Raw genomic sequence first — 23622 nt, forward strand, 5'->3', positions numbered from 1 at the left:
AAGACTCCTCTTTTCTGTTTTATACTATATTTTTCAAACTAAGTAATTTTACTTTAACATAACTTTATGAACAACTATAGGTTGATAGCCTTTATTTTCTATAACATATTCATGGATTGATGCTGGAACAATAACAATATCTAAATAATTTTGATTATATTTTAAATCTGGATTTTCTTTAGAATAAATACTAGCTTTTTCACCATCAACTAAAGTTAAAATAGTAAATTGATTATTATTCTTAAAACTTGCTTTATGGCCTGTTTGTATCTCAACACGCTTTGTTTGATAGTACATTAAATCTGTATTTCCTACAAGATATTCTCTATATCCTACTCCTTCTTCAGTTAAAATAGGTTCAATTGCTATATTATTATTTACCCAATTAGTTCTTCTATTTCTATCTACTACTTTCTTACCATTAATCAAATGTATTGGTCTCTTATTTCCATCACTATCTAACCTATTATAATCATAAATTTTAAAAGTATATGAGCCTATTGTTAGGCTACCTAGCTCTAGAATAAATTGATTTTGTCCTGATGAGTGTATAGTTCCTGCTGGAATCATTATTTGTCTACCTGGTGTAGATGGTATATTATTAATGTATTTCTTGTAATCAACATCCTTACCACTTATCTCTGATTCATGTGCCTTATTAAAGAATTCATCAGTATCTGCATCTTCTTTGAATCCAACATAAGTCTTAGCATCATGACCAGTAGCAATTACATAATATGCTTCATCTTGACTTCCTTTATCATTATAATTAGCTTTAATAAATTCACCATTTGGATGTACTTGTATTGACATATTTCCATTACTGTGAAATGTATCATCATAATTACATCTTATTGGGAAATATCCACCAAATCTTTTTGTACATTCTTCTCCCATTATATCATAAGGATATTTGTTAAAAAATGTTGCAAAAGGGAATTCAAAGATATTATCCTTATACTCTACTAAAACACTTACTTCCATTGGGATCATATCAAAAATCCAAGCCATATTATTTGCTTTAACATCTAAATTTCTGACTTTACGTATATATTCTCCTCCCCATACCCCTTCTAAATATACAGGTTTACATCTAAAAGGATATTTACTAAGTTCTTTCAAAATTTCATTAAAAGCATCCTTTTTTAATAGAAGTAATTTATTATCATGGTCTCCACAAATATATTGATCTATTTTATCTTCTTGTAATAGTTGCTTACGCAATTTAACTTCAAGTTCAAAATCTATATAGTAATTTCTTCTCATTAGTTCATTAAATGGCCTAGCATAATCATCTCCAATATTAGAATAATTACCTTCTCTAGCTCTTATTGCTGCTGTTTTTGGTGTTATATCTATATAAACTATCCAATCTGATACATCTTTGAAGGTGTCAGATGCAGCTCCGTGTCCATATAATATTAGTATTTCATCTTTATTCATATTTATATAGTTTAAAGTATCTTTAACTTTTTCCTTTATAAATATATCATCAAAGGTTCCATCAAAAACTTTTCCAAACAAACATACTGGATCTTCATCTGACTTCTTAGGTAAGTTTTCTTTAAACATATACTCTAATTCTTCTTTATCTTTATATAAATTTTTCATATTAAACAACTTATATTTATAACTACCTTTAGCTAATATTTGTGTAATTAAATTAATACATAAATTAAAATTAGCACTAATATACCCATCAATCAAAACAACGGCTTTATGTTTTTTATCCACTATACTATCTATACAATTAACAATTTTTCTAGCTACCTCTATATTTCCATATCCAATACTTGAAGAATAATCTTTTATTATCTTAGGCCTATTAATGGCTGAATAATCATCATAATCTAAAGGCTTAAACATAAAACTCATTTTTATTAATCACCTCATATTAAATATTTATAGAATATTAAAGAGTGCACCTAAAATACCTATTACAAATGTTAATATTAAAGTTATATATAATCCTTTCTTAGGGAATTTTTTAATAATATAATAGTATAAAAATACCATGGCATAAGGTAATAATTTAGGGAGTAGTGAGTTTACTAAATCATCTAAAATTATTTCTTTTCCACCAAAGTTTAGTACTTTTGTTAGAGAAATCTTTACATAATTTGTTACTAAACCAGCTGCAACCATTAATCCAACTATTGTTGAGGAATCAATAAGTTTTTGAATAACATTACTCTTCTTAAGTTTCATAATAACTTTTGTACCAAATTTATATCCATACATTGTTCCATAGTACTTAGTTAATATACATATTATTAAATTTGGTATTATAAAAACAAATGGTGCAATAGGATTACCATCAATAGCTAAAGAAGCTGCAAATGCTCCAGTAATTGTTACTACAACACCTTTGAAGAATGAATCTCCTAATCCTGCTAAAGGTCCCATTAATCCTGCTTTAGTAGCTGAAATAACTTGCCCAGTTATAGGTTGTCCTAATGCTCTTTGTTCTTCAAGAGCAACACTAACACCTACAACAATATTATTAACCCATAAATGAGAATTGTAGAACTCAGTATTCCTAATAACTGCTTCCTTTAAGTCATCACCTTTATATAATTTCTTTAAAGCTGGTAAAATTGTATAACAATAACCTAATCCTTGATATCTTTCATAATTTAAACATGCTGCTAAAAGATATGAACGTAGATTTATTCTATTTAAATCTTTTTTAGTTAGTATAGAATTCTGTGGTATCTGACTCTTTTCTTCAACCTCATCTTCAACTTCATCTTCAACTTCTGTTTCATCATCTTTCTTTCCTAAAATATATATAGCAAAAACTACAGCTATACTTAATATAGCTATTGCTAATATGCTTAAGCCTAAATATGCTGATAATACATATCCAATTGCAAAGAAGCACCATAATTTTTTGAAATCCATCATCTTTAAAAGCATTGCCATTCCCATTGCTGGCATTATGCCTCCTGCTATACTAAGGCCTCTTCTAATAAATTCTGGTAAAGTATTATATAAACTTTCTACCCATGTTGCTCCAAAGTAAGTTCCTAAAAATGATGAAAATGTCCAAGTTAAGAAAATACCTAAAACACACATATATAAATGAGAATTTACTGCATCAATATTTCCCTCTTTAATTTTTCTATCTGCTCCATGAATGAATACTAAATTTAGATTATAGTCAAGAAGTAATACGAATTGAGCAAATACTCCTATTGGATATGCTAATGCAATACCTACTTCTGGTTTGCTACCACTAGCTATAGCCAATACTGTTGACATCATGCCTGCAAATTGTGCATTTGGTGGTACACTACCTCCAACTGGGAAAACACCCATAAACATTAATTCAACTGTTCCTCCAACTATCAATCCTGTTTGCAAGTCTCCCATCAATAATCCAATAATAGGTCCTGCAAATACTGGACGGCTAATTTGAATATGACCATATCCTAAATTTTCAGTAAGTAAAAGTCCCATTACGATGGCTATTAACAAAGCTTGTACCAATGACATAATGAAATCCTCCTTTTATAATAAACTTAAAATATTCTTTTTAGATTCAGTTGGCAGCTTTTGTATTTCACATGTAATTCCTCTATCAGTAATTTTTTTCAAGGCATTTACTTCTTCTTCTGAAAGGTAGACAGTTTTATATATTTCTTTTTTATCTGGCTTATAATGAATGCTTCCAATATTTACGCTGTCTATTATCAATCCATTATTTAATAGAGATAGGATTGTAGTTGGACTTTTTACAATTAAAAATATCTTTCCTTTTATAGCATTAATTTTGTCTACTGCTGTTTTTTCATCAAAAACGTATAATTTTTTTCCTTTAGGACATGCCATTTCTAGTAAACTTTTTAGAATGTCATTACTTGCAGATTCATCATCAACTACTACAAAAGTATCAAAATTAATGGATTTAGCCCAAGCAGTAATCACTTGTCCATGTAGCAATCTTTCCTCTACTCTAGTAAAAACAATACTCATATTTACCTCCTTTCTTGAAGTTATCCAATAAACATATAAATATTTATTTTCTCCCTTCAATTTTTTACTATATCTAAAGCTAGCTAATAAGTAATTAACTAGTTTAGTATATGCTTGTAAATAGTACTAAAAATTACGTTTCTGAAATCGTTTAACTTAATTATATTATATAATAAATTAAATTTATTTTCAACAATCTATTCGGAAACTTTATTTAATTAATATGTAGATTATTTAATCATTTTAAGGATCAATTTAGTTCTCATATACCTCTTCCTAATTAGTAATTCTTGAACTTATTATATTTATAAAAAAAAGTAGCTAGTAATGATTTTATTCAAAACTAACTACTTGTTAATTAATTATATTTATGTTTATTAGCTTTACTTAATATAGTTAAAAATTCTTCTAGTGAGATTTACTAATTATTATTTATATGATTGACTATATATTCGCATATCTTATGGGTTACTATAGAGTCTTCCATTGATGGGTCAGGTTCTTTCATTTCACTTACTGAAGTTAAGAAATGACTTATTAAATCTTCAAAGCCTCTTTTATAAAGAGTACTATCCCATCCCCCATAAGTTTTTTTTATTTTTCCTTTATTACTTACTTTAAAGAAATCTACTAAATCTTCTATTACATATTTACTTCCATTTATCATATACTCTATATTTTCTTCAGTTATGCCTGAATTTCTATTCATAATTCCAATAGCTGTTGTCTTATCTCCTTTAAAAGTAACAACTACATTATTAAGATTATTCCCTTTTTTTGAAAAATTAATATCCATATTAATAATTTCTTCACCCATTAAAAATCTTAATGTATCTACAACATGTATAAAGTCTTCTACAATAAATTTTCTAATATCTCCTGGTGGAAACTCTCTATTTTTCTCCATAATAATAATATCAGCTTTTCCCTTATCCTTAAGCTTTCTAACCATTGGGCAGAATCTTCTATTAAAACCTACCATTGCAATTAGATTTTTTTTCTTTGCAATATCTGCTATTTCAATACTTGTCTTAAGATTATATGTTAAAGGCTTGTCTATATATACATGAACTCCTTTATTTAACAACTTTTTAGCTATTTCATAATGCCCATCAGCATGAGTTGAAATTATAGCAGCATCAAAATCTTCTTTTAATAAATTATCTAATACATTATAAGCTCTATCTATTTTATATTTATTAGAAACCTCTTCTAAAACCTTTTTATTTCTAGTTGATATTAAAAGCTCAACATCTTCCATAGAAGATAGAATCGGTAAATACGCTTTTTTAGCAATGGCTCCAATGCCAATTATCGCAACTCTCATTCTAAAACCCCTTTCCACTGTGGATGTCATCAATTAATAATGTAAAATGTAAAATTATTTTAGATTAGAAATAAGTTTTCATTTTTACTAATTCATTCTACATTTATAATGATAGTATTATATTAGTCCTAATTTCTTTAGTGCTTTTTCTATTCCTTCATTAGCCACATCTTCTGTAAAATCATATGCAAATTCTGTTAGTCTTTCATGATGTCCACCCATTGCAATTCCATACTTTACAGCTTGAAACATCTCTATATCATTTTCGCCATCTCCAAAGGCATAAGCCTTATCCTTACTTATATCTAATAAGTTTAATAAGTGCTGAACTCCATACCCCTTTGTGTACTTAGCTTTATATATTTCAAAAAGGCCACCATTACTTAAGTTAGACATAAAAGCATATCCTTCTTTTTTAAATCTTTCGCAAACTAAATCAAAAGATTTTTCATCATAGGCTATTGCTATTATCTTACTAACCTTTACAGTTTCTCTATCCCAGTCTTCTATAAAATTATCTCTTTTCAAATTAGCTTTTTCTATAAGATTTGAAATTTTTTCATTATTAAGATCTAAAACATAATTATGTTCTTGTCCTTCTAGCATATAAACTACATTATTTTCTTCAAGAAAATCTAGTAGTACTTTAAGTTCATTATTATCTAAAGTTTCATTAAATAAAACCTTATTATCTATTTCAGCATAAGCTCCATTTGAGGCTATATAGCCATTTAATCCTAAATCTATTAATCCTTCATCTATACAATTTTTAGGTCTTCCTGTTGCTAGTATAGTTAAATATCCATTTTCTCTTAATTTCTCTATAGCTAACTTAGTAACTTTAGTTGGCTTAAATATACCCTTTGTCCAATCAATAAGGGTTCCATCTACATCAAAAAATATTATTCCCTTGCTCTTCATCTCTTCCTCCTTTTATTATTACATATAAAACTTTACATACTACTATCTACTTTAAATTAATATCTAGTATGAGCTCTATCATTCCAATTTTATATTATCATATCATTATTCACTTTAAAAGTTTTCTAACTCATTCCATAAAGGTAATTATGCAAATTTATATATATTGAATTTATACACTAATTAATAAATCTATCTATACATATTATTAACTTTTAAATCTAATTTGAAGCTCTATACTTCCTCTCTATCTAACTTCTTCAAATTTAAATTATAATTTTATCCATTTTATATTATATATTTCAACAAGAAAATGTATAATAAATATAAACAAATTAATGGAAGTATAGTTTTTTATGATAAATATGTCATTTAGCTTATATAAATTTTATGAAAGTTGGACAAAAGATTCCGTGTAAAAATATATAAATTCTAATGATAAAGTTTTAATAATTCCCTTTGCATTTTATGATGTGATAAGTAGTTATGAAGAATGGCAAGCTCTTCATAACAAGAATAATGGTAAATACTATGAAAGTATTATTATACCTTTTTTGAGTTATGGAATTAAAGAAGAAAATATTCAATTACTAGAATATTTTCATATTATCTTGGACTAAATATACTTAAGGATTTTGCTATGAAAGAACTGACATTCAAATGGAATCAATAAAAAAGTATTAAATGAGAAAAAGGACAAATTATATGCAGTTACAGATAATGGTGGATTAATCGTTGATAATAATAAAATACCCTTATTAGGTTAAACTCAAATATTTACCATAAAGTAGTTAATTTTATTAGTCTAAAGGAGGAATTCAATGTATAAATATAAATTACTTAATACTGATGATTTTAAAATTGAATATAAGAAATACATTAGTAAAAACTTTTTAAAAGGTAGCATAATTCTTACTAGTATAGTTACACTTTTAATGTTTATCCTATCCTATTTATATCTGTCAAAAAATTTTAATGCAAATATTATTTTTTTCATACTTTTTTTTAGCATTATAATACTTACAGAATTCTTGGCATTTATCATTGCTTATAATAAGCAAATTAAAAAAGTTTTAAATACCCCTACTAATAATGAAGTTACTCTATCATTTGATGAAGAAGGAATTTATCTTGAAAATGATAATTCATTAAAACATGTTAAATGGAAGGCAGTAAATAAAGTTGCTATAGATAATAATAATTTAATTTTTCTTTATAGTGCTACTGGACTAGTAGGAAATTTCTTTTATTTAAAATTCTTTGATGCTAACGGTTCTGAAATAATTAAAGATATTGAAAAATATATAAATATAAGGAGGGTTTAATAATATGAAGTTTCAGTTTAAACCAAATGATAATACTCTAAGTTTTAGAGAGTATTTATGCTACTTAAATCAAACTTCTCCAGTTATAGTTATATATTTAAAGACAATTATACCTGCTACTTCAATATTTATATTCACCTTATTTACTTATTTATTAAGTGACTTTTATCTAATTTTTGCTTACTCTCTTCCACTAGTTCTTGTTTTATTAATAATATTTATATTATTAATGCTATTACTAATTAAAGTAATTAAAAAGAAAAGATTAAAAAATAATAATATGCGTTGTGATATTGAAAGTACCTTTTACTTTACTATAGAAGATGGTTATTTAATAAGAGAAAATGATTTTAGTTATATTAAACTTGAATTAAGTAAATTAAAAGAAGTTAAGCTTTTAAATAAAGGATTAATTCTCTCTTCTGAAGATGAAAGAATTTCAATTTTTATTCCAAAGGATATATTGCCTGTTACTTTAGATGAATTTATATCATTACTTAAAATTGAAAATAGTTCTCTTATTGTTATTGAAGAATTTAAAACATTAAAGAAATCCCTTAAGAAAATATATATCTTATTTATAATTACTATAATATTATCTATTATTTTTGGCTTTTTTATTGGAAAGTTTAATTATAAACATAACTTTACGAAATATGATTTAATACTTAATAGTGAATTAATTAAACAATATAATAAATCTTATCTTTATGTTATTAAATCTAAATAATATATCTTATAGACAGTTTGGATATTATTTACCAAGGGTATCTCAAGATCAGCAAAATTATGGAACAGATATAAGTTTATCTGAACTTAGAACAGGTGACTTATTATTATGGGGAAGACCAGCTACTCATGTAGCCTTCTACATAGATGGAGCTTATATACTTAATGCACCTTATACTAGTTATGTAGTAAGAATTCAATATATAAATATAAATTCTGCAAAAATAATTATTAATTAAATTCCATTTTATTGGACCCCAGAGAAATTATCTTCTCTGGGGTCTAAATTTTTACAGTAGTTTACTTAATACGTAATCTACTTCTATATTTGTTGTTATAAGTAGTCCCTCTTCATCTATATCAAATAAGTGATTATGATGCTCTGAAGAAGTATTGGAATTACACGAATTCTTAGTGCCTACATGAATATATGTGCCTGGAACTTCAATTAAGAATTCTGCAAAATCATCTGCTCCTAATCTCTTTGGATAATTAGTTATTACATTTTCTTCACCAACTATGGTATTTGCTATACTTGCTACTTCTTCACTAACTTTTTCATCATTTATTAGTGGTGATGCATAATCTTTAAACTCCACTGAAACCTCTGCTCCATAGATTTCCCCTATGGATTTTGCTATTTTCTCTACATTTTTATTAGTTTTTTCTCGTGTCTCAAAGGTGAAAGTTCTTGTTGTTCCTTCTAATACAACCTCTTCAGCTACAGCATTATAAATAGTTCCTCCAGCAATTACTCCAACACCAACAACTACTGTATCAACAGGATCTGTTTGTCTACTAACTATTGATTGCAAATTAATAACTATTTGGCTTGCAATATATAAAGCATCTATTGATAAATGTGGTACAGATACGTGCCCACCTTTTCCTTTAACTGTTATCTTAAAATAATCACAAGATGCTGCTATAGGTCCACTTGTTACTGATACCTGTCCAACATCTAAATGTGAGGATACATGTGCTCCTAGTATTTCTTCTACCCCATCTAATGCTCCCTCTTTAATAAATATCTTAGCTCCTTGTCCAATTTCTTCTGCTTGTTGAAAGAATAATCTTACTTCCCCATTTAGTTCATTCTCTCTCTCTTTTAATATCTTTGCAGCTCCAAGAAGACTAGCAGTATGTGCATCATGACCACAAGCATGATGATATCCCTCATTTTGTGATTTATATTCCACTTCTTTATCATCTGGAACTTTAAGAGCATCTATATCTGCCCTTATTGCAATAACTTTATTTGATGGATTTTTCCCACTTATTATCCCTAGAACTCCTGTTTCTCCTACTCGCTTATGTGGAATATTTAATTTATCTAATTCTTCTTCAATTCTTTTTGCTGTTTTATATTCCTTTAAACTTACTTCTGGATATTTATGAAATTCTCTTCTTAGAGAAATAATATAATCTTTTTCTTTTAAAACATAATCTTTTATACCCATTAATTTTGCCCCTCTCTATTTATCTTTCTATTTAAATTTCTATTTCCAAGTTGGTAAATATGCACCCTTATATACATCTTCTATTACTTTCGCAACCTCTTCTGATCTATATGAATCTACAACTTTTTTATAAATTTCACTATCCTTATCTTCTGTTCTTGCAACAATTACATTTATATATGGATTATCACTACCTTCACTAGCCTTTTCTAAATAAATTGAATCTTTATTTGGATTAAGTCCTGCATCAACAGCATGTCCTCCATTTATAAAGGCTGCTGCTACATCATCTAATAATCTTGGTGTTTGTGCAGCTTCCACTTCTACAAATTTTATATTCTTAGGATTTTCAGTTATATCACTTAAGGTTGGTGTATATCCTGCTGATTCCTTTACCTTAATAAGGCCTGCAGTTTCTAAAACCTTAAGAGACCTTCCTCCATTAGTTGCATCACTTGGTATTGCAATGGAATCTCCATTCTTTAACTCATCTAAAGATTTTATTTTATTAGAATATAATCCAAGAGGAGCTATTATTGTTTCTCCTATAACTGATAAATCAAATCCTCTATCTTCAATATCTTTATTTAAATAAGCATAATGCTGGAAGGAATTTAAATCTATTTCCTTATCCTGTAAGGCTTGATTAGGCTGACTATAATCTGAAAAAGTTACAAGTTCTAATTTTATACCTTCTTCCCCAAGTTTCTTTATTACAGGCTCCCATTGATCAGTATTTTCACCAACTACACCTACTTTAATAACATTATTATCTTTATTAGCTTCCTTTGCCCCACAACCTACTAATGATAATATTAATACTCCTGATAATAAAACACTTAATAATTTCTTTGTTTTCATATTAAAACACTCCTTTTTATTTATTACTTATTGCTTTTAATGTGTTGTTTTTTTAATTATTATATTTCCTGCCCCTTGAATTATATTTACAAAAATAAGTAGAATTATTACTGTTACAAAGGTTATATCTACTTGATATCTTTGATAACCATATCTTATAGCTAAATCACCAAGACCCCCGCCCCCTACTGATCCTGCCATAGCTGTTAACCCTACCAAACTTATAAATGTTATAGTTGTAGCTCTTGCTATATTTGGTATACTTTCTTTTAAATAAACTCTAAAGATGATTTCAAAAGGTGATGAGCCCATTGATTCTGCTGCTTCTATTATTCCCTTATCAACTTCAGATAAAGCACTTTCTATTTGTCTTGCAAAGAAAGGAATAGTTCCAAAAACTAAAGGTACAAAAGAACCCTTTGTTCCAATGGCAGTTCCTACTAATAATCTTGTTAATGGAATTACTGCTGCTAGTAAAATAATAAAGGGAATAGATCTTGTAATATTTATTACTTTTTCTAAAACAAAATATACTGGCTTGTTTTCTAGTATATTTCCCTTCCTAGTTACAACTAAAATAACTCCTAAAATAAGGCCTATAAAAAAGGATATGGCTCCTGCTACTATTATCATAAGTAATGTTTCCCCTGTTGCCTTATAAATTTCTGGTATTTTTGTTACTGCATTAGGCAATAATTTTTGTACTAAGTCTGCCATCCTTAATTACCTCCACTTCTACTTTATTTTCTTTAAGATAAGCTATAACCTTATTAATTTGAACTTCTTCTCCTCTTATAATAATTATTAGCCCTCCAAGGGGAGAATCTTGAATTATTTCTATATTCCCAAAAATAATACTTGTATCTACATTAAATTCTCTAGACACTATTGAAATTATTGGTTCACTTGTACTATTCTCTAAATACTTTAGTTTCAATATCTTTTCATTTTCTTTTATATCTACAACTGAAGATTTCTCTTTAATTAGGTCATAAATATTAGTTAGTAATGAAGTACTATCTATAAAGTTCTTTGTTATCTTTTCCTTTGGTTCTGAGAATATTTTAAATATATTTCCTTCTTCAACAACTCTTCCATTTTCCATTACAGCAGCTCTTGTACAAATTTCTTTTACAACTTGCATTTCATGAGTTATAACAACTATTGTTATTCCAAACTTTTTATTTACCTCTTTTAAAAGTCTTAATATAGATTTTGTAGTTTGAGGATCTAAGGCACTAGTTGCTTCATCGCATAATAAAATCTTTGGGTCATTTGCTAAGGCTCTGGCTATTCCAACTCTTTGCTTTTGTCCACCACTTAACTGAGAGGGATATGCATTAGCCTTATCTTCTAGTTCAACTAATTTTAATAAATCATTAACCTTTTTATTTATTTCTTCCTTTGAATATCCATTCCCCTTAAGTGGATAAGCTATATTTTCAAATACAGTTCTAGACTTCATAAGATTAAAATGTTGAAATATCATCCCTATCTTTTTTCTTTCAACCCTAAGCTCCTTATTGGATAAAGTTCCAAGATTCTTTTCATCTACAATTACTTCACCACTAGTTGGCTTTTCCAAAAAATTAATGCATCTTACTAAGGTAGATTTTCCAGCTCCACTAAAGCCAATAATTCCATAAATCTCACCTTTTTTAATATTTAGTGTTACATCCTTTAAAGCTTCTACTTCTCCAGCTTTTGTATTATAAATTTTATTTAAATTTTTTAATAAGATCATAATTTCCCTCCTTGTATAAAAAATGAGATAGATGTTATATTCTACGCGACCTCGCAAGCTCCAAGTCGCTAGAATATAACATCTATCTCCTTGAGCACTAAAGGAAAGGAATTTACAAAAAATTATACCTAGGGTAATATTTTTATAAATTCCTGTAAAATAAAAAAACTGCCTTCCTAAAAAATAAGAAAGCAGTGTAATATACACATGTTTAATTCAAATCTTTCAGACGCAGTAGTAACTGCAGGAATAATGCTTTTAAATTAATAATGTAAAATGAAAAATTATGGTAGTATTTCATTCTGAAATACTTAAATTCACATTTTTATCTACCTAAAGTAGCATCCACATTAATATACATTGCACAACTTAACTAATGATAATATATAATAATTTAAATAAATTCTGAAAGAATTTACACATTAATTCTACATTCTACATTATTCATTTTACATTGTGCGTAAGCACCTTAGACTTCCTTGGGCCAGTCCCTCCGTCTGTATGATATTATTTAATTATTAATGTATATTCTATATATATTTATTATTTTTGTCAATACCCAAAATTTATTTTTTTAAACTTATTATAGTAAATTCATATGGTTCTAAAAGTACAACTTTATTATTTCTAGTCTTACCATACAATATTTCACCAATAGCTTCTTCTTTATATGTTGAGTTGCTAAAGTTTATTATTACTTTAATCCTTTGTTCTTTAAGTTTTCTTTCAAAGGATAAAACATCATCTTCTAAAGAAATATTCTCATATCTACCATATAATAAACAATCATTATTATATCTCAACCTTATTAAATCTCTATATAAATTTAATAAGCTTTCTTTAGATGATTCACAGTATTCAACAGTTTCTATATCTTTCTTATCATCTATTTTTATCCAAGGATCAACTTCTGAAAAACCATAGTACTTACTATTATCCCATTGCATAGGGCTTCTAGATTTATCTCTTGAACTCTTATTAGCGCTTTCTAATGCTTCTTTCTCACTTTTACCTTTATTAATTTCTAAATTGTATTTTGTTATTCCTTGGATATCATTCATCTTGTTTATATCATTACAAAATAAATTCTTCATTCCAATTTCTTCACCAAAATATATAAAGGGTACTCCATAAGAAGTTAATAAAAGTGTTGCCATTGCTCTCTCTATTCCAGCTTTGTCTCCTTTTGGATTAAATCTTGATATACTTCTTTCCATATCGTGACTATTAAAAAATATAGTTGGAATTTGATCTTTTGAATATCTACTATTCATTTCACTAATTTCCTTATATATTTTTTCTGCGGAAAAACTCTCCATACTTCCTAAATTAAAATTAAAAACTACATCTAAAAGATCTTTTCCTGAGTAATCTATTAAGTCATTTAAATCTTCTGACCCAACTTCTCCAACTAGAAATGCATCTTCCTTTATATTTTTAATTTCTTTTGCAAGCCTTCTAATTATATCTAATATTCCTTTTTGATTTTTATCAAATTTATGAATTTGCTCTCCATTTTCATCATAAGGATTGTTATCTGATAAATCTTCATTTACAGTTAGGAAATTAATAACATCAAATCTAAATCCATCAACTCCAAGATCTAACCAAAACTTTAGAACCTTTATCATTTCATCATATACTCTTGGATTAGCCCAATTTAAATCTACTTGTTCTTTTGCAAAAGCATGATAATAATATTCCTTAGTTACATCATCATATTCCCATGCATCTCCACCGAAAAATGATTCCCAATTGTTAGGTTTATCCTTTCTCCATATATAAAAGTCTCTTTTTTCATTATCCTTTGACCTTCTTGACTCCTTAAACCAGGGATGCTCACTTGAAGTATGATTAAGTACTATATCTCCAATTACTTTAATATCTAATTTATGTGCCTTTTCTAAAAAATCTTTAAAGTCTTCTAATGTTCCATAATCTTTATCTACATTGTAATAGTCTGAAATATCATACCCATTGTCAACCTTAGGTGATGGATAAAATGGAGTTAACCAAATTCCTTTAACTCCAAGTTTATGCAAATAATCTAATTTTGAAGTTATACCTTTAAAATCACCTATGCCATCATTGTTCCCATCCTTAAAGCTTGGCATATAAATCTCATAAAATACAGTTTCTTTCCACCATACCTTTTCCATAGTGTTCTCCTTATTTAAATGGATTATCTATCTCTATTAATTGAGCTTCTGCATCACTTATTCCTGCATAAAGAGTTGCTCTATCACCATTTAAAACTAATCCTCCACTAAATACTACATCTTCTAAATCTGGCCTTTTTGCTTCACCAGGTTTGAAATCTTTTCTAATGGCTATAAGCTTTTGATCAATTACTTCTAATGTATTTATATCTAGTTTAAAAGTCATAGGATAATAATGCCTATTCCCATCCTTATCGAAGCAAGCTATATGTCCAAGTATTCCTAGAGTTGAATGATCTAATACTCTAGCCTCATTAGCTCCTCCCCATTCCTCATCTATAAATAAACTATCTAAAATAGGTGCTTCATTAATAATATCTACACTTAAATCTTCTAAAGTATCTATTATAGTAAATCCTATCTTTCCTCTACCACCTTTTTCCCCTTGTGGTCTTGTAAGTACACCAATTCTATTGTCAGCTAACTGAACTAATCTTAAATCCTTCATTCCATCAGGACCTACAAAAAATTTCTCTAATGATGAGATATTTTCTCCTTTATAAAAAACAGTTCTCCATTTTAATGTATTCTCTTTATATGGATCTGGAAATACTTCTACTCCACCTTTTATTAATTCATCATTTATCTTAGTGAAAAAAGGATCTTGAAGTTTTAATTGTGGATAATCCTTAACAGGCTCCCATACATTATCCTTTTTTTCAAAAAAGAAAACTGTAGAATCTTCACTATCTCTAGCCTCTACTCTTCCAGCAATAATTGTTTTTTCCTTATCTGAAAAAGGAGCTGATATATTGTAAACATCATTTTCTCCTACATTATCAAATTCTATTTTTTCTACATTATATATATTAACCTCATTATCTAAATATCTTTTTAATAATGTTGAACATGTTTCCTTAGTTTTCATTTGTCCTATCCTCCAAGATTAAATAAATTATTATTGATTTATACTTTATCTTCAATCCTTAGGAAGAAGTTTTTGTCCATAACAATTTATACCTATTATTTTCTTCCTACTGAATCTCTTTCAACTATTTCTACACTAAGTATTGTCTTTTCATTTGGAGATTTTTTATTTTCTAATCTCCAAAGTAATCTATCTATAGCTTTTCTTCCCATAAAATCCTTTTCAACTCTTACTGTTGTTAGCTTTGGTTCTATAAGTGAACTTAAAACTATATCATCAAATCCTACTATAGCTATATCATTTGGAATTTTATAGCCTAACTCTTTTAATGCTGTTATAAGTGCTATTGCTGCATTATCATTAGAGCAAACAAAAGCTTCAGGGATTTTTTCTATTTGTTTTATTTTTTCTTTTATTGCCTCAATATTTTTATTTATTATGTCTTCTTCAATTTCATATAATATTGAGTTTTTTTCTATAAATCCTTCTGTTTCTTTATAATTTTTAAACTCTAAAAAGCTTTTTATAGCTTCTTTATAGCCAAAAAATCTTTCCTTAATACTTAATGAATATTCTAAATCACCAAAGAAGCCTATATTTTTATACCCTCTTTCAATTAATAGCTTTGTAATGTTAAATGTACCTAGTTTATTATCAGTTAATATACTATCAGTACTTTCAAGTAAAGATGTATGGTCAACTAATACTACAGGTATTTTATTGCACTTTAGTTTAATTAAGTATTCATCTTGTATTCTACCTATAACTATAATTCCACATACTTTTTTACTTTCTATACAACTTGGAATATTTTCTTCATTCTCTCTTATTAAGCAAGTAATAATATCATATCCTTTTCTCCTTGCCTCTTCTCCTATTCCCATCATTATTTTTCCATAAAATACGCTATCCTCAAAATAATATTCTTTGATAATTACACAAATATTTTTATTAGCGAAAGTTTTTACAAATTTAGGTGATTTATCTAAGTATCCCAATTCCTCTGCTACATCTAAAACTTGTTTTCTTGTTTCTTCACTAACCCCAGCTTTACTATTTAAAGCTAGTGATACTGCATTAATTGATATATTTAATTTTTCCGCTATATCTTTCATTGTTATTTTTCCCATACTCAATCTCCTAATAATTCCATTTTTTTATAAATTACTCTATTATTTAATTCTTTGCAAGGATATATTAATCCTTTATTTAATATTATTTTCTGAAATATTATTAAAATCCTTTATTATTATCTTAAGAAGATTATGGGTTCTACAAATAGAGGTAGGAATTAAGCTAATGCTTAACTCCAAATTTTATGTCACAATTGTTATTTTATAAGTTTAAAGATTTCTTCAATTTCTATATCCGCTCTACAAACTTTATCATCTGCTGCTCCGTAGTATATTTTTACTATTCCATCTTCATAAATACATCCACATGTAAATACTACATTTCCAAAGAAACCTTCTTTTTCATACTCTGCTTCTGGTTCTAATATTGCTTCTGTTGTTTTTCCTAATATCTTACTTGGATCATCTTTATCTAGTAAGAATGCTCCTAAACAATATCTATCATTTTTATCTGCTGCATGATAAATCTTAACCCATCCTCTTTCAGTTAAAAATGGTACAGCTCCTCCACCAACTCTTCCATTTTCCCAAGAATCTTCATTAGATACTCCATAGAAGTGTTTTTGTTTTCCCCAATGTATTAAATCTAATGACTCTGCAAGCCACATATCAGGTCCTCCTATAGCTGATGGTACTGGTCTATTAAATGTCATATACTTTCCATTTATTTTTTCTGGGAATATTGTTACATCTTTATTTTCTGGAGCAAATATAATTCCATGTCTTTCATAGCTTACAAAATCCTTTGTTGATACTAAAGAAGTTGTAGCTCCATTTCTAGTAACTGAAGTGTAATTTATATAATAAGTATCTTCTATTTTTGTTACTCTTGGATCTTCTATTCCCCATTCTTCTTCAGAAGCTATTGGTTTAATAAATGCTTCATCATCAATTGTAAAGTTTTCTCCATCTTTTGATCTTGCTATTCTAATATGAGATAGTGATGTTAAATAAGCTATCTTTCTTGATCCCTTACTATCTACAGTCCATAAAGAGCGTGAGTCTGAATAGTCATACTGTGTATCTATCTTTTTATTAAAAGAAATAATCTCTATAATATCTTTTCCATCTTTATTAACTACTACTGGTATCTTAACTTCATCTTCATTATCTATCTTAACTGATTCTGCTACTCTACAAAGTAATATATATTCATCATTATATTTACATACTCCACAGTTAAATACACCATCCACCTTAAAATCTTCTCTACTAGGCTTTACGTCACTAGGCTTTATTAATGGATTTCTTTCACTTCTTTTAACTACTATCTTATTTGTCATATTTAATTCTCCTTTTACTTTAACATAAAGTTTATACCCTCTTTAAAATATTTAGAGAAGCATAAGAACATTATCACTATTGGTAATGTTAATATTACTGATGCTGCATACATAGGTCCTGGTAAATTTCCCATTGGCTTAAATTGTGTTGAGATTAATACATTTAATGTTTGCATATTTATCTTTGGGGATATCAGCATGTCCCACATAAGTTCTGACCATCTTGTCATAAATGTTGATAAAAATACTATAGTTGTAACTGACTTAGTTACTGGAAAGGCTATATGCCATAATATTTTCAGTTCTGAAGCTCCATCCATTCTAGCAGCTTCAAATACAGCATCTGGTAATGATTTGAAATAATTTATATACATAAATATACCCCAGATTGATACTGATAATGGTAATATCATTCCTAAATATGTATTTGATAATGGTTTTGATATTATATATCTAGGAACAAGTAATATAATTACAGGGAAAAACATTTGAAATAGTAATGAATTCATTATAAATTTATCACCTCTAAAATTCTTCATCTTAGAAACTGAATAACCAACTAATAATCCAACTAATACTGAAATTATTGCTGTAGGAGTGGAGACTATAAATGAATTAAGTAATGCTTTTATCCACATGCTTGCACTTGCTCCTCCACTTCCCCCTAATAGATATTCATAACTTTTTACTGTAAATGCATTTGGAATCATTACCTTATCTGTTTGTTCCCATGGTGCTAATGATTGAATTATCATATAGAAGTATGGGAATAATGAAATTCCTAGTATTATAATAGTTAATACTATTACTAAAATAGTTTTTATATTTAACTTCTTTTTCATAACTTATCCTCCAACTTAATATTTACATACCAAATTTAATGTTAATCTTTTCCATTATAAATGTGATTATCTTAATTGTTACAAAGATATGTACTGCATTAGCTATTGCAATAGCTGCTCCATATCCTGATTGGAAATTAGTAAATGAAGTATTATAAATTTCAAGTTGCCATGTGGTTGTTGCTAAATTTGGCCCACCACCAGTTAATAAATATGGTTCTGTAAAGATACCAAAAGCTAGACCAGCTGCTAAAACAACAACTGTTGTTAATGTTGGTATTATCATTGGTAAAGTTACACTTATAAACTTTCTTAAACCAGTTACTCCATCTATTTTACATGCATCATGTACATCCTCTGAAATAGACTCTAATGCTGATAATATAAATAGTGCATAATAGCCTGACATCTTCCAAACTACTATTCCAACAACTATAATAAATGACCACTTTGGATCTCTAAACCAGTCAATGTTAATACCTTTATTTCTTAAGAAAACATTTAATGCAGAGTTATAACTAAAGAAATATCTAACTACTACTGATACAGCTACACCTGAAGTTAAGTAAGGTATAAAAAATAATACTGATGTGATTCCTTTTACCTTATCTGGTAAATTATGAACTAAAAGTGCTATAACAATTGCTATTGCTACAGTAAAAAGAACAATAGGTATTAAATATTTAAATGAGTTTATAAATGCTGCTTTAATTCTTGGATCTGTAAATAGTGCTTTAAAGTTATCTATACCTATGAAATTTTTATTCTTAGACATTAAGTTCCAGTCAGTCATAGACAACCAAAATGCCCAAAATAATGGTATTAAAAAGAAAATAACTGAATATGCCAAATATGGTATATTAAATAACCACCCTAAAAATCCTCCCCTATTTTTTAGACTTTCTATTCTACTCTTCATTTAGTGCCACTCCTTTACAAATAAAGCAAAGATAAAGTTATTCATCTTTGCTTTATTATGATAAACTATTCTAAACCACCAGCTTGTTTCATTGCTTCAAAAGCTTCATCTACATACTTAGTAGCATCAGTTTTTGTTAAAGCATCTGATGATAAAGTAGTTTCTAGATATGAAGCTAAACTATTACCTAATGCTTCCTGTATTTGTGCCATTTTATCGTGTGGCATACATGGAATAGAATATTCTACTTGTCCTGCTAAAGCTTTTAATTCTGCGTTTTCTTCTAAATACTTTGCAAACTCTTCATTCTCAACTAAATCTCCTCTTACTGGTAACATAGTAGTTGCTTCTAACCATTCTAAATCTGTTTTTGCAGAGTTTTCTTCGTTATATAACCACTTTATAAATTCAACTGCACCTTCATGCATTTCATCTGTAATATTGTCAGATTTATATAAAACCAAACCTTTAGCATCTGCATAGTTATAAGGTGTATCTCCTTCATTCTTAACTATCATTGGTCCATATGTATAGTCTTCTCCATAAACTTTTCCACCTTCTCTTAAAGATTGAATTTCCCATGGAGCTGCTATTGTAAATAATACTTGTGGGTTTTCTTCTGCCCATATATTTGGTACTTCTGATGTTAATAATGTATTGCCTAATGATCCAAAGAATTCAAATGATTCTTTTGCAGATTCTTTATCTAAAACTAATTTATTTCCTTCTACCCATGATTTTCCACCACTAAATGATAGATAAATATTTTGGAAGTCTGAAGATCTATCCCACCATTGATCTGGTCTAATTAAAGAATTTCTATAGAATACATGAGTAACTCCTATTGCTGACATCTTATCTTTATTTTCTTTGAACTTAGCAACCACATTATCAAATTCTGCTTTTGTTTCTGGTGCTTTATCAAAGCCTAATTCCTTTAAAGCTTTTGTATTCCATTGTAATACCATTGGATTAACATACATTGGAATTACATATTGACTACCTTCAATTTCCCAACCTGGGATAACTGATTCTAATGCTCTGTTTTTTACTATATCCTTAAACCAATCTTCATTTTCTAATGAGTAAACTGCTTCTGATTGCGCTAATGTTGTAGCAAATCCTCTATTTATATTTTCTGAAATTGCTGGTGCTGTTCCTGTTGCTAGCGCATTTTGTATTCCAGCTTCTGATGATGGTGTTTCAGGCATTTGTTGAACTTCAAGTTTTACAACCTTATCACCTACTTTAGTATTAGTTGCATTAAATGCTTCTGCTTTGCTTGTCCAAAAATCATATTGTACCTTTTGTGGTGCTGTCCAAAAACTAACAGTTACAGTTTCTCCAGTTGAAGATGTGTTATCCTTCTTTAAACCTGCGCATCCTACTAATGAAGTAACCATCATTGTAGATAAAGCTAATGCTGAAATAATTTTAGTAATTTTACTCATAAAAAAATCCTCCCTTTATTTTTTTAATTATTTTCTTTTTACAAGCTTTAATTAATTTAATAAATACTTTAATTTTATAAATATATCATGCTAAAAGCTTTACAAAATCTTTTTGTAAACCTTTCAATTATTATTTTAAATTTAATTTACTTTAATTACAACGTAAATTAACTTTAATTTTTGAATTTTTTTATATTTATTTTTAAAGTAAAATTTTATGATTCTATCTTTAATTTATATCCTAATGTAATTTCCTTAAAAATAAAAAAAGTGTAAATATAACTTGCTTTTTCCTAGAAATCTCTAGAGTTATGCAATATCATATTCACACTTCTATTATTCAATGTTATTATATTATTAAAAAGCCTGCTCCTCTAAGTCCTACATCATCACCTATTTCTGCAATTCTTATATCCACAGAATCTTTATTAGTTTCTAACTTAATATTAGACTATTGGGTAACTTTTTAAAACTTTAATTTTTCCTTTTATTTTGTAGTTTCCTAAGGTTGCTGGAATTAAAAAGCTATCTCCCATTTTTATATTTTCTAAAAAATCTTGTCCTTCAATTGTACCTTCACCTTCAACACAAGTATACATATCAAATTTATCTTCATTAGTTTTATCCATATATTCCTTGTCTATTGATATTTTTTCTATTCCAAAATACTGATTTTTACAAAGAATACATTTTGAATATCCTTCATATTTAATTTCTTCATTATCACTTAAATTCTCACATTGAAGATCAAAATTAATAACATCAAGAGCCTTCTCAACATGTATTTCTCTTGGTCTTCCATAATCATAAACTCTATAAGTTACATCACTATTTTGTTGAATTTCTGCTATAATAACTCCTTCACAAATAGCATGTACTAAACCACTATTTATTAAAAAACAATCTCCCTTTTTAACTTCAATTTTATTTAAATATTCTTCTACATTATTATTTTTTATAGCTTCTTTAAATTCTTCTTTAGTGCAATCCTTTGTTCCAACTATTAAAGAAGCACCTGGTTTTGCATCTATAACATACCAAGCTTCAGTTTTACCATAATCTCCTTCATACTTTGCTGCATACTCATCACCTGGATGAACTTGTACTGATAACTTTTCTTTTGAATTTATTAACTTAATAAGTAAAGGAAACTTTTCTAAGGTGACTTTATTACCAACTAAAGCATGCCCATATTTTTTTATTAAATCATCAAATCTAATTCCTTTAAATTCTCCATTTTCAACTACGCCTGTTCCATTTGGGTGACAAGCTATATCCCAGCTTTCTCCTATTTCTCCTTCTGGCAAATTAGTTCTGAAGCTTTCAAAATCTCTTCCGCCCCAAATTTTTTCATAATATAAGTTTTCAAATTTAATTGGATACATAAAACTCCTCCCATAAAATATGTCTTTACATCTATAATTATATATCTTTTCCTTAATTTGCAAGTATAAATTTTTCAATACATTCTGAAACAGATGAAACTATATATGTTGCATGTTTTTTTAACTCAGCTTCAGCATAATAAAAAGTAAAAGAATTTTTTACAGCTTCAAACATACTAACATCATTCCATGAGTCACCTATAGCATAAACATTATCTTCTATAATTTCTTCTTTCTCTACTAAAGCCTTCAAGGCAGATCCTTTAGAACATCCTACCGGAACTATGTCTATATATTTATCATTTCTATAAGCAATAATATTATCTCCATATTTTTTATTTATATTATTTTTAAGAGTTTCAATTTCACATATTTCCTTAATAGGACTATAAACAGTAATTAAGCTTATTTTATCATCTATTTCTCCTAAAGAATTAACACTTCTCTTAACAGGATATGGTAAATCATCACCCTCTGTTAATATATATGTCATATATCCTGATTCTAAAGAAATAAAAGTATTATCTTCAAATACATCTTTAAGAATCTTTTCTATATTATCTTTTTCAATAAACTTTTGCTCAATGACATTTCCTAATGAATCTACAATTAATGCTCCATTTAATAAAATATAATAATCTGCAATTATATTGTTTTCTTCTTTTAACATTCCTATTCCATTATAAGGTCTTCCTGTTGAAATCACTAATAAATTTTCTTCTTTTTCAAATTTATAAACAGACTTACTATTTTCTTCAGTAACCTTATTATCTTTTAATAAAGTTCCATCTAAATCTGTAGCTAATAATTTTCTCATTCTCCCCTCCATTAATATTATAATTTCCTCCAATTATTGTATCATATTTGTATAAATACTAGAATATAATACTAGGAATTAAAAATAATTTCCTTCAAATAATAATATTATAAGGAGGGATTTATATGAAAAATATCGAGAACAATAAAAATGCTTATTTACCTGAAGAAAGAACTGGCTATGCTCCAGAACCACATACTTTAATTAGTCATGGTAAACTAGAAGGTCCATCATCACCTTTGCCAAGCACTGTAGAAGATCCAATAGTTGTAAACAATATCTCTAATGCAGAGTTTGATTATACAGAGCAGCCAGATTCTTATTGGATCAATGATATTTAATAATTTCTAGGAGGAATGT

22 protein-coding genes are annotated in these 23622 nt (G+C 27.7%); 4 read left to right on the forward strand and 18 right to left on the reverse strand.

Features of this window, described 5'->3' with window-relative positions:
• Positions 1-48 precede the first annotated feature (48 nt).
• From ACQRD5_RS01820 to ACQRD5_RS01840, 5 genes are all read right to left on the reverse strand, one after another.
• Positions 49-1875 carry a class I mannose-6-phosphate isomerase gene (locus ACQRD5_RS01820; protein ID WP_427746471.1) on the reverse strand — a complete coding sequence of 609 codons (1827 nt, stop codon included), beginning with the start codon at positions 1873-1875 and terminating at the stop codon, positions 49-51.
• Positions 1876-1902: 27 nt separating this feature from the next.
• Positions 1903-3498, reverse strand: coding sequence for a PTS system mannose/fructose/sorbose family transporter subunit IID (locus tag ACQRD5_RS01825; protein ID WP_291627545.1), 1596 nt, complete (start codon positions 3496-3498; stop codon positions 1903-1905).
• A gap of 15 nt (positions 3499-3513) precedes the next feature.
• Positions 3514-3978 carry a PTS system mannose/fructose/N-acetylgalactosamine-transporter subunit IIB gene (locus ACQRD5_RS01830; RefSeq protein ID WP_427746473.1) on the reverse strand — a complete coding sequence of 155 codons (465 nt, stop codon included), beginning with the start codon at positions 3976-3978 and terminating at the stop codon, positions 3514-3516.
• Between the two features lie 421 nt (positions 3979-4399).
• On the reverse strand, positions 4400-5305 hold the full coding sequence (locus tag ACQRD5_RS01835) for a Gfo/Idh/MocA family protein (RefSeq protein ID WP_291627541.1): 906 nt from the start codon (positions 5303-5305) through the stop codon (positions 4400-4402).
• Between the two features lie 117 nt (positions 5306-5422).
• Complete coding sequence (locus ACQRD5_RS01840; RefSeq protein ID WP_291627539.1) at positions 5423-6226, reverse strand: HAD family hydrolase; 804 nt, start codon at positions 6224-6226, stop codon at positions 5423-5425.
• 821 nt (positions 6227-7047) lie between these two features.
• Here ACQRD5_RS01840 and ACQRD5_RS01845 point away from each other — a divergent pair.
• Genes ACQRD5_RS01845 through ACQRD5_RS01855 form a run of 3 tightly spaced genes read left to right on the forward strand, consistent with a single transcriptional unit; the run spans position 7048 to position 8519 of the window.
• Positions 7048-7551, forward strand: coding sequence for a hypothetical protein (locus ACQRD5_RS01845; protein ID WP_291627536.1), 504 nt, complete (start codon positions 7048-7050; stop codon positions 7549-7551).
• Positions 7552-7555: 4 nt separating this feature from the next.
• Positions 7556-8281, forward strand: coding sequence for a hypothetical protein (locus ACQRD5_RS01850; protein WP_291627535.1), 726 nt, complete (start codon positions 7556-7558; stop codon positions 8279-8281).
• Positions 8262-8519, forward strand: a complete 258-nt coding sequence (locus ACQRD5_RS01855) for a C40 family peptidase (RefSeq protein WP_291627534.1) — start codon at positions 8262-8264, stop codon at positions 8517-8519. The genes ACQRD5_RS01850 and ACQRD5_RS01855 overlap by 20 nt, the downstream gene beginning before the upstream one ends.
• Before the next feature lie 51 nt (positions 8520-8570).
• Here the strand turns inward: ACQRD5_RS01855 and ACQRD5_RS01860 are convergent, their stop codons facing one another.
• From ACQRD5_RS01860 to ACQRD5_RS01920, 13 genes are all read right to left on the reverse strand, one after another.
• Entirely contained in the window at positions 8571-9740 is a 1170-nt protein-coding gene (locus ACQRD5_RS01860) for an amidohydrolase (RefSeq protein ID WP_291627533.1), read from the reverse strand.
• 39 nt (positions 9741-9779) lie between these two features.
• A complete protein-coding gene (locus ACQRD5_RS01865) occupies positions 9780-10601 on the reverse strand; it encodes a MetQ/NlpA family ABC transporter substrate-binding protein (RefSeq protein WP_427746475.1) in 822 nt (273 codons plus the stop codon).
• Between the two features lie 36 nt (positions 10602-10637).
• Positions 10638-11318: a methionine ABC transporter permease gene (locus ACQRD5_RS01870; protein WP_294365192.1), complete on the reverse strand. Its 681-nt coding sequence runs from the start codon at positions 11316-11318 to the stop codon at positions 10638-10640.
• Complete coding sequence (locus ACQRD5_RS01875; protein WP_294169219.1) at positions 11287-12345, reverse strand: methionine ABC transporter ATP-binding protein; 1059 nt, start codon at positions 12343-12345, stop codon at positions 11287-11289. The genes ACQRD5_RS01870 and ACQRD5_RS01875 overlap by 32 nt, the downstream gene beginning before the upstream one ends.
• Before the next feature lie 566 nt (positions 12346-12911).
• Positions 12912-14504 (reverse strand): alpha-glucosidase, encoded by a 1593-nt coding sequence (locus tag ACQRD5_RS01880; protein ID WP_427746477.1) that lies wholly within the window; start codon positions 14502-14504, stop codon positions 12912-12914.
• A 10-nt stretch (positions 14505-14514) separates the two neighbouring features.
• On the reverse strand, positions 14515-15432 hold the full coding sequence (locus tag ACQRD5_RS01885) for a DUF1861 family protein (protein ID WP_427746479.1): 918 nt from the start codon (positions 15430-15432) through the stop codon (positions 14515-14517).
• Between the two features lie 95 nt (positions 15433-15527).
• Positions 15528-16562, reverse strand: coding sequence for a LacI family DNA-binding transcriptional regulator (locus ACQRD5_RS01890; RefSeq protein WP_291627527.1), 1035 nt, complete (start codon positions 16560-16562; stop codon positions 15528-15530).
• A 200-nt stretch (positions 16563-16762) separates the two neighbouring features.
• Complete coding sequence (locus ACQRD5_RS01895; RefSeq protein ID WP_291627526.1) at positions 16763-17848, reverse strand: glycoside hydrolase family 130 protein; 1086 nt, start codon at positions 17846-17848, stop codon at positions 16763-16765.
• A 14-nt stretch (positions 17849-17862) separates the two neighbouring features.
• Complete coding sequence (locus ACQRD5_RS01900; protein WP_291627523.1) at positions 17863-18690, reverse strand: carbohydrate ABC transporter permease; 828 nt, start codon at positions 18688-18690, stop codon at positions 17863-17865.
• 22 nt (positions 18691-18712) lie between these two features.
• Positions 18713-19609 carry a carbohydrate ABC transporter permease gene (locus ACQRD5_RS01905; protein ID WP_291627521.1) on the reverse strand — a complete coding sequence of 299 codons (897 nt, stop codon included), beginning with the start codon at positions 19607-19609 and terminating at the stop codon, positions 18713-18715.
• A 65-nt stretch (positions 19610-19674) separates the two neighbouring features.
• The gene (locus ACQRD5_RS01910; RefSeq protein WP_291627519.1) at positions 19675-21060 is read right to left on the reverse strand and encodes an ABC transporter substrate-binding protein; all 1386 of its coding nucleotides are present in this window, start codon (positions 21058-21060) and stop codon (positions 19675-19677) included.
• A 446-nt stretch (positions 21061-21506) separates the two neighbouring features.
• Positions 21507-22445, reverse strand: a complete 939-nt coding sequence (locus ACQRD5_RS01915; protein ID WP_291627516.1) for a type I phosphomannose isomerase catalytic subunit — start codon at positions 22443-22445, stop codon at positions 21507-21509.
• Between the two features lie 52 nt (positions 22446-22497).
• The gene (locus tag ACQRD5_RS01920) at positions 22498-23262 is read right to left on the reverse strand and encodes an HAD-IIB family hydrolase (RefSeq protein ID WP_427746482.1); all 765 of its coding nucleotides are present in this window, start codon (positions 23260-23262) and stop codon (positions 22498-22500) included.
• A gap of 125 nt (positions 23263-23387) precedes the next feature.
• On the opposite strand from ACQRD5_RS01920, the gene ACQRD5_RS01925 reads away from it, so the two are divergent.
• Positions 23388-23603, forward strand: a complete 216-nt coding sequence (locus ACQRD5_RS01925) for a hypothetical protein (RefSeq protein WP_294169211.1) — start codon at positions 23388-23390, stop codon at positions 23601-23603.
• Positions 23604-23622: the final 19 nt, after the last annotated feature.

This window comes from Clostridium sp. SGI.024, from assembly GCF_050315195.1.
Taxonomy (GTDB): domain Bacteria; phylum Bacillota; class Clostridia; order Clostridiales; family Clostridiaceae; genus Clostridium.

Coding starts and splice junctions, on each gene's coding strand:
- ACQRD5_RS01820 (WP_427746471.1), bottom strand. CDS start 1,875: ATGAGTTTTATGTTTAAGCCTTTAGATTATGATGATTATTCAGCCATT.
- ACQRD5_RS01825 (WP_291627545.1), bottom strand. CDS start 3,498: ATGTCATTGGTACAAGCTTTGTTAATAGCCATCGTAATGGGACTTTTA.
- ACQRD5_RS01830 (WP_427746473.1), bottom strand. CDS start 3,978: ATGAGTATTGTTTTTACTAGAGTAGAGGAAAGATTGCTACATGGACAA.
- ACQRD5_RS01835 (WP_291627541.1), bottom strand. CDS start 5,305: ATGAGAGTTGCGATAATTGGCATTGGAGCCATTGCTAAAAAAGCGTAT.
- ACQRD5_RS01840 (WP_291627539.1), bottom strand. CDS start 6,226: ATGAAGAGCAAGGGAATAATATTTTTTGATGTAGATGGAACCCTTATT.
- ACQRD5_RS01845 (WP_291627536.1), top strand. CDS start 7,048: ATGTATAAATATAAATTACTTAATACTGATGATTTTAAAATTGAATAT.
- ACQRD5_RS01850 (WP_291627535.1), top strand. CDS start 7,556: ATGAAGTTTCAGTTTAAACCAAATGATAATACTCTAAGTTTTAGAGAG.
- ACQRD5_RS01855 (WP_291627534.1), top strand. CDS start 8,262: ATGTTATTAAATCTAAATAATATATCTTATAGACAGTTTGGATATTAT.
- ACQRD5_RS01860 (WP_291627533.1), bottom strand. CDS start 9,740: ATGGGTATAAAAGATTATGTTTTAAAAGAAAAAGATTATATTATTTCT.
- ACQRD5_RS01865 (WP_427746475.1), bottom strand. CDS start 10,601: ATGAAAACAAAGAAATTATTAAGTGTTTTATTATCAGGAGTATTAATA.
- ACQRD5_RS01870 (WP_294365192.1), bottom strand. CDS start 11,318: ATGGCAGACTTAGTACAAAAATTATTGCCTAATGCAGTAACAAAAATA.
- ACQRD5_RS01875 (WP_294169219.1), bottom strand. CDS start 12,345: ATGATCTTATTAAAAAATTTAAATAAAATTTATAATACAAAAGCTGGA.
- ACQRD5_RS01880 (WP_427746477.1), bottom strand. CDS start 14,504: ATGGAAAAGGTATGGTGGAAAGAAACTGTATTTTATGAGATTTATATG.
- ACQRD5_RS01885 (WP_427746479.1), bottom strand. CDS start 15,432: ATGAAAACTAAGGAAACATGTTCAACATTATTAAAAAGATATTTAGAT.
- ACQRD5_RS01890 (WP_291627527.1), bottom strand. CDS start 16,562: ATGGGAAAAATAACAATGAAAGATATAGCGGAAAAATTAAATATATCA.
- ACQRD5_RS01895 (WP_291627526.1), bottom strand. CDS start 17,848: ATGACAAATAAGATAGTAGTTAAAAGAAGTGAAAGAAATCCATTAATA.
- ACQRD5_RS01900 (WP_291627523.1), bottom strand. CDS start 18,690: ATGAAAAAGAAGTTAAATATAAAAACTATTTTAGTAATAGTATTAACT.
- ACQRD5_RS01905 (WP_291627521.1), bottom strand. CDS start 19,609: ATGAAGAGTAGAATAGAAAGTCTAAAAAATAGGGGAGGATTTTTAGGG.
- ACQRD5_RS01910 (WP_291627519.1), bottom strand. CDS start 21,060: ATGAGTAAAATTACTAAAATTATTTCAGCATTAGCTTTATCTACAATG.
- ACQRD5_RS01915 (WP_291627516.1), bottom strand. CDS start 22,445: ATGTATCCAATTAAATTTGAAAACTTATATTATGAAAAAATTTGGGGC.
- ACQRD5_RS01920 (WP_427746482.1), bottom strand. CDS start 23,262: ATGAGAAAATTATTAGCTACAGATTTAGATGGAACTTTATTAAAAGAT.
- ACQRD5_RS01925 (WP_294169211.1), top strand. CDS start 23,388: ATGAAAAATATCGAGAACAATAAAAATGCTTATTTACCTGAAGAAAGA.